The sequence below is a fragment of the Bacillus sp. AFS018417 genome (assembly GCF_002560985.1).
Classification (GTDB): Bacteria; Bacillota; Bacilli; order Bacillales; family Bacillaceae_G; genus Bacillus_A; species Bacillus_A rhizoplanae.
This window is the reverse complement of the sequence record NZ_NTTM01000031.1, coordinates 47294-53737: the sequence shown is the minus strand read 5'-3', so window position 1 is coordinate 53737 and position 6444 is coordinate 47294. Positions and strand designations below refer to the sequence as shown.

Sequence of the window (6444 nt, the reverse complement as noted above, 5' to 3'; positions counted from 1 at the left end):
TTTTGTATACACAAAGTATATCAAAAAGGAACATATGTTTCTATTTATATACTAAAAAAAAACAGAAAAAGCGATTCATCCCCCACCTACCGCTTCGCATTTGAGGTGGGGGGATGAATCGCCAGATATGATAAAAAACCTCAAGAATTCTTGAGGTTTTTACGTTAACTTTATATCTTTTTCATTATAAAGATCGGATTGTTTTTCCATTTCCTTTTGTAATTTCGTAAACGAACGATACATTGCAATGCGCCATGATACAATCATCGCAAACGCAAGTAAGAAAAACATTCCACTTAATTGTCCTACATCAATCGTCGCACTTAAATACGATTTAAACGCAATGCGAACAACAAGTAAACCGATTAAAATAAAGATAAACGCTTTAGAGCGTTTCATATAAATCTCTTGTCCACGTATTTCAAATTTTGACGTTTTAATAAGAAAAATAGAAAAAATTAATCCTACAGTAATTGCTTCTAATATTTCTTGCGCTGTTAGACGAAATTCAGGGAGAAGATACATAATTGCTCCCGTGCTCATAAAGATTGGTGGAAGTACAATTTTTTTCAATGTTGCTGGTTTTTTTGCTGCTTTTATGCGAATAAACATGACTCCGACAGCCATACAAATCGCCATAATACTTGATAAAAGAGCTAAATTCATTCGTACTCACCCTTTGTTTTGGAAATATCGAAAATATAGTCTCAGTATATGCTCTACTTTTAGTATTTCCAACATTTCTATAAAAAAAACTAAAATCCTTTAAATCCACCAAATAAATTCGAAAAGAATATAGTGATTTTTGTAAGACCATTAAAATAAAGTAATACACCCATTACAATCATAATATAACCGCCAATTTTAACGAACGATGCACTATGTTTTTTAATCCAAGTCATTTTTGTAATAAAGAACGACAAAATAAAGAATGGAATCGCAAAACCAAGTATGTAAGCAATCATATATAACATCGCTGATTGTGGATTTGTCGCAGCAAGTGCAATAACTGACACTAAAATCGGTCCTGTACAAGGTGTCCATCCCGCAGCAAATGCGATTCCAATTAAAGTAGAGCCAAAGTAACCACTCGGTCTACTTTTAAATGTAATTTTTTTATCTTGCATTAAGAATGTTGGTTTAAACACTCCTGTTATAATAAGACCGAAAACAACAATAAAAATAGCTCCTAATTGGCGAATTAGATTTTGATAATCTACAAAAAATGTCCCTAAAAAGCTTGTTCCAAAACCAATTGCAATAAAAATAATCGAAAACCCAATTAAGAAAAATGCTGTATGCAACATACTCCGTTTACGAAGCATGGCATTCTCCTCTTTTAAATCAGAAATAGACATCCCTGTTATGTACGATAAAAATGCTGGATAGAGCGGTAAACAACATGGAGAAATAAATGATAAAAAACCTGCCCCAAACGCTAAAAAGATATTAATGTCTTGCATATTCCGCCTCCTCTCTTCTCATTTATTGTAGCAAAATTCACAGCGAATACCATGAAAAATTCATGAACTTACTATTATCACTATGAATATCATAAAATTCTATTCGTAATATTGATATTTACTTTGTTTATATAAAGTGAAACTTCCATCAGTAGGGGCGTTAATGCGGGATAAATCCATTTTGATTTTTCAACATATAAGTCGCTGCTATGCATTAGATGCTCTTACCCACCTAAAAAGAAAGAGGTTTTTATGTCGTTTTTTAATTTTGATTTATATATTTCACTTCATTTATTATTATAAAATATTTTTTTGTAATGAAAGTTATATTCATATTCCTCTTATATTCTCAAGCAATATATCCCTCTTTTTTCATCATTATGCATAAATATCATACTTTTATTATTATTCTATAAAATGTCACACTTTTCTTTCAGTTGACCCTACATTTTTAATTTTGTATACTTCCATCTAGCTATATTTGTTCGTTCTGGAACATAGTTACTAATAAAATAGATTGGAGGAATATAGGGTGCTTCGTTATTCATTACTCGTTTTATTAGGAGCATGCAGTTACGGTATTTTAGCAATCTTTGTTAAATTTGCGTACAGTGAAGGATTTACACTAGGAGAAGTAATCGGAAGTCAATATTTGTTCGGATGGCTCATTTTACTTGCGATTACATTATTAATCTCTAGGCATCGTGTACCATTAAAGCAAATGATTATTTTATTTATCGCAGGCACATCAGCTAGCTTAACAGGTATTTTTTATTACGGTTCATTACAAACTGTACCAGCTTCTATCGCTATTGTTTTACTATTTCAATTCGTTTGGATCGGGATTATCATTGAAGCAGTTGCAACAAAAACATTTCCTTCTAGAGAGAAATTGATGTCTGTACTTTTCTTACTAACCGGAACGTTTCTTTCAAGCGGATTACTCGAGCAATCAGCAGGAAGCTTTAATATGAAAGGTATCTTCTTTGGATTATTATCAGCAATTGCATTTGCTTTTTATATTTTCGTGAGCGGAAGAGTGGCAGTAGAAGTTCCATCATTACCTCGCGGCGTATTGCTTATGGCCGGCGCATTAACATTAGTAATGATTGCTTTCCCACCAACGTTTATATATAATGGTGCACTTACAAACGGATTATGGAAATACGGGTTAGCATTAGGGACATTTAGCATCGTGATTCCCACCATTACATTTACAATTGGAATTCCAAAAATCGGCTCTGGTTTAGCGACAATTTTAGGCGCCGCTGAACTACCAGTTACAACAATTATGTCGGTGCTTTTCTTAAAAGAAGCTGTAATGACTTCACAATGGCTTGGTGTTGCACTTATCCTTGTAGGAATTACAATTCCTCAAATTGCATATAAAATACGTGGACGATCCACAAGGCAGCATACACATAAAAAAGTGGCAGCATAAAAAACCGGACTTCTCTAGGAAGCCCGGTTTTCATTTTATCCCGCATTAACGGACAGTAAGCCCCCCACTGATGGAAGTTTCACTTTATACACAAAGCATTCATACTTTCTCATTCACGTTATATGAATCTATAACAGTCAACTGATACACACATCGATAACATTGCCCCACCGTCAGTAAAATCATAATAATAAATGAAATAGCTGTATACAAAAGGCCATATATTGTAATCGGCGCACTACTTATTCCATGACTACCCGTTAATCTCATAATAATAACAGTAAATAACTTTAAAAATAACATACCGTGAAGAAGCCCAAAACCAAGTGCTCCTCCCCCTATCATAAGTTGTTCATAGCACAATATAAGACTTAATTGCCTTCGCTTCATACCAGTGAATCGATACGATTGTAATTCTTTTTGACGATTTTTCATAAAACGAGCATGTACATACAGTATGAAAAGACATGAAAAACTGAATGCTATTGTTGATCCATAATATAAAAATGATTTATGCTTTATTGCCCCTACAACTGCTTCATTATATTGAATGGATACTAAAAGAAAATATACAATCACACTACAAGCTATAAAAACAAAATGTTGTAATCGCTCTGCCGCATGTGCCTGTATATTTTTCTTTGCTAATTGAAATAACGACATAACAACTCCTCCGTACAACTTCCTATACCACAAATTAGTATATAAAATGATATATGCCTTCGCATCGAACTCCAATAGGAATTATATCTAAGCCTTAAGACTTAAATTGAAAAATACATACATTTATTCGATATATGTATTAATAATTGCAACACCTCTATTATCTATTTAAAGGAAATATCTCACAGTACGTATAATATATTAAGCTGAGGTGATGACATGAAAAAAGGGTTCTTTCTTCTTTCCATACTGCTGATACTCCTTGGCGGTTGTACAAATCATACGCATCCATTTGTTAAGCCGTACAAATTAACAAAACAAGAAGCGCAAATATTAAACTTAACTCCCATTCAACAAGGAAACATATATATCTATGAAGCCACCCTTCCAAACAAACAAGACGAAATTCGCACAACCATTGAGTATTATAAAGACGGAGCAAAAGTAAAAGAAATCGGCGGACTTTCTTCATCCCATTTTGAAAAAGAAAAAATAAAACTTTCTTTCGGGCAGCAAATATTTCAATATGAGAACGGAACACGTGAAGTTCAGCAGTGGTTTATGAATATTTCTGGAGGCTCGTATAAATTCTTTGAGGACATATTCCCTGAAGGGAATGTATCTACTTACACATCGATTCGTGAAGGAAAAACAATAAAGTACAACGAAAAGATTATTCTTGGGGCATGGATTTTTAACACAAATAAAATAGAAGGATCTGCAACTTCTCTTGAAGATGATCGTTCTATACAACGTCTTATCAAAGAAAATGAACACGTATATACATATTGTATTGAAGTTAAAAACAGCGATGTTACAAAGTAACATCGCTGTTTTCATTGCATAATTTGCTTTTTCAACTGTATAAAGTATCGTCTTCTTAATAGTAAAAAGTAACATGTGTGCACAAATAAAAATAACCCAATAACAATAAGTGAGGAACAAAGAATCTCTGTTACGAATAATTTTTGCAACGTCATTAAAGCAACACTCGTATGCAAAACCGCTATGAGAATCGGAATAAAGAATAATGCTCCCATTTGTACGGTTATAATTCGTTTCATTTCATCTCCGCTCATACCGAGTTTCAAAAGTGATTGATAATATTGTTTATCTGTTTCTAAATCGGTAAATAAACGGAAATATAAAAAGCTAACGGCACATAAATAAAAAATAACTCCGACAAACAACCCGATAAATAAAATGACACTTGTCAATTGTTTAATATCATTATAAGTTGTAATGCGTGATGAAAATTCATATTGCCCTTTTTGGTTTATTTGTTTCTCTAATTGCGCTGCTACTTGCGTCGTTTCTTCCCAATTCTTTACTGTATACGCTGTATAACTCGCTGTTTGCTGTCCCGCTGTAATTTGCTGTCCCATTTCATTCGAAACAACAAAAATCTTGCCAGGAAATACACCGCCTGAAAAAATATTCTGTTTCAACATAGAAGAAATGTGAATTTGTTTTCCACTTTCTTGCAACGTTACATCTGGTTCTTTAGAATAATCTACAACATGACTTTCCATTGCAAAAGAAGGAACGCGAACAGCTTCATTTCCTGTTAATGAAACAGTTTCGTATCCAGGCTGCTTTGCAAACTTATTATACTCATTCTGATTCATGATCACAGCTGGCTGCGAATCGTTAGAAATAGATTGAAATTTCAACTGTGTGCTTACTTTTTTATATATAATCTTTTCCTTTTGAAAAGTATCTTCAATTTCTTTTTCATATTGCGCTTTCTGTCCTTGATGTTCATTATATGTAATCAAACTAAAAGCAAATGGAACGTTCTTCATCGCTTCGCCCTTTTGCGTTTCTATAAAAGCCGCGAAAGTTCCGATGGCACAAAAAGCAACTGTCGAGACAATCGTCACCATAAAAAACATACGTGCATTATCCTTCATACGGTATGCTAACATAGAAAAAGATAATAAATTCGTTTTCTTCCAATAGATATGGTTCCATCGCTTTAAAAGCCTTATCACAAATACACTAAGCTGTGTATATAAAAAATACGTACCAATGATTACAATTGTTGCGACAGGAAGTAATAAAATCGCGACAGTCATGGGCTTTGCTGTTATAGATAACATATATCCAATCGCGATCAACCCTGCTGCTGCGATCGATAATAGAATAGAAGCTTTCGGTTCAGGCTTTGGTTTTTTATTCCCTTTTAATAATGCGATTACTTTTTTACTTTTCACAAATAAACTTGTCGTAAAAGCAACAATGAAAAACAATGCCAAAAATACAACAGCTGTTAATTTCATTGCTTTCCACGGCATATAAAACGGCAAACTTTTTAATCCCATCATAGTACTTGCTAACAGAAAAAATAACTTCCCAAATAAAAGACCTAAAACAATACCGCTGATGAGAGCACTTATACCAACAATCATATTTTCAAAGAAAATCATCCGTATTAATTGCCGATTTGTAATACCATGAATAACAAAAATACCAAACTCTTTATTCCTCATCTTTAAAAATGAACTAACAGAGTAAAAAATAAAGAAAAAAGAAAAGAAATAAATGATGTACTCTGCAACAAGCATTCCTTGGCGAATCGCTCCTGGAATTCCATCAATATCAGGATGAAAAATAAATAAAGCATATAAAAAGAAAATCATAACTGAAAATGCACTACTTAAAAAATAAGCAGCATACGCGCGCATATTTCGACTAACGTTTTTAAACGCGAGTTGAGAAAACGTCATCTACATTCCCTCCCACGTTTTTTTATTTCTATAAACATATGTATTATCATGATTATGACATCTCCTTATTCTTTCTTCTCTTTTACTATAATAAAAAAAGAATGAGGAAAACATCGAACTTCCTTACATGCTTTAGTACAGTCTTACA

6 protein-coding genes are annotated in these 6444 nt (G+C 33.1%); 2 read left to right on the top strand and 4 right to left on the bottom strand.

All coding sequences use genetic code 11. The annotated features are described in order from the left end of the window. Positions 1 to 159 precede the first annotated feature (159 nt). Both CN326_RS14115 and CN326_RS14110 read right to left on the bottom strand, forming a co-directional pair. Complete coding sequence (locus tag CN326_RS14115; RefSeq protein ID WP_098309647.1) at positions 160 to 666, bottom strand: CcdC family protein; 507 nt, start codon at positions 664 to 666, stop codon at positions 160 to 162. Positions 667 to 755: 89 nt separating this feature from the next. Then, positions 756 to 1463 (bottom strand): cytochrome c biogenesis CcdA family protein, encoded by a 708-nt coding sequence (locus tag CN326_RS14110; protein ID WP_098309646.1) that lies wholly within the window; start codon positions 1461 to 1463, stop codon positions 756 to 758. A 532-nt stretch (positions 1464 to 1995) separates the two neighbouring features. On the opposite strand from CN326_RS14110, the gene CN326_RS14105 reads away from it, so the two are divergent. Beyond that, complete coding sequence (locus tag CN326_RS14105; protein ID WP_098309645.1) at positions 1996 to 2904, top strand: EamA family transporter; 909 nt, start codon at positions 1996 to 1998, stop codon at positions 2902 to 2904. Positions 2905 to 3003: 99 nt separating this feature from the next. On the opposite strand, the gene CN326_RS14100 is transcribed toward CN326_RS14105, so the two are convergent. Continuing rightward, a complete protein-coding gene (locus tag CN326_RS14100; RefSeq protein WP_098309644.1) occupies positions 3004 to 3567 on the bottom strand; it encodes an FtsX-like permease family protein in 564 nt (187 codons plus the stop codon). Between the two features lie 219 nt (positions 3568 to 3786). Between CN326_RS14100 and CN326_RS14095 the strand changes: the two genes are divergently transcribed. Next, positions 3787 to 4392, top strand: a complete 606-nt coding sequence (locus CN326_RS14095; protein WP_098309643.1) for a hypothetical protein — start codon at positions 3787 to 3789, stop codon at positions 4390 to 4392. Positions 4393 to 4403: 11 nt separating this feature from the next. On the opposite strand, the gene CN326_RS14090 is transcribed toward CN326_RS14095, so the two are convergent. Beyond that, entirely contained in the window at positions 4404 to 6296 is a 1893-nt protein-coding gene (locus tag CN326_RS14090) for an FtsX-like permease family protein (RefSeq protein ID WP_098309642.1), read from the bottom strand. Positions 6297 to 6444 lie beyond the last annotated feature (148 nt).

Bases quoted from the DNA above. Each gene is read 5' to 3' on its own strand.
- CN326_RS14115 (WP_098309647.1), bottom strand. From the start codon at position 666: ATGAATTTAGCTCTTTTATCAAGTATTATGGCGATTTGTATGGCTGTC.
- CN326_RS14110 (WP_098309646.1), bottom strand. From the start codon at position 1,463: ATGCAAGACATTAATATCTTTTTAGCGTTTGGGGCAGGTTTTTTATCA.
- CN326_RS14100 (WP_098309644.1), bottom strand. From the start codon at position 3,567: ATGTCGTTATTTCAATTAGCAAAGAAAAATATACAGGCACATGCGGCA.
- CN326_RS14095 (WP_098309643.1), top strand. From the start codon at position 3,787: ATGAAAAAAGGGTTCTTTCTTCTTTCCATACTGCTGATACTCCTTGGC.
- CN326_RS14090 (WP_098309642.1), bottom strand. From the start codon at position 6,296: ATGACGTTTTCTCAACTCGCGTTTAAAAACGTTAGTCGAAATATGCGC.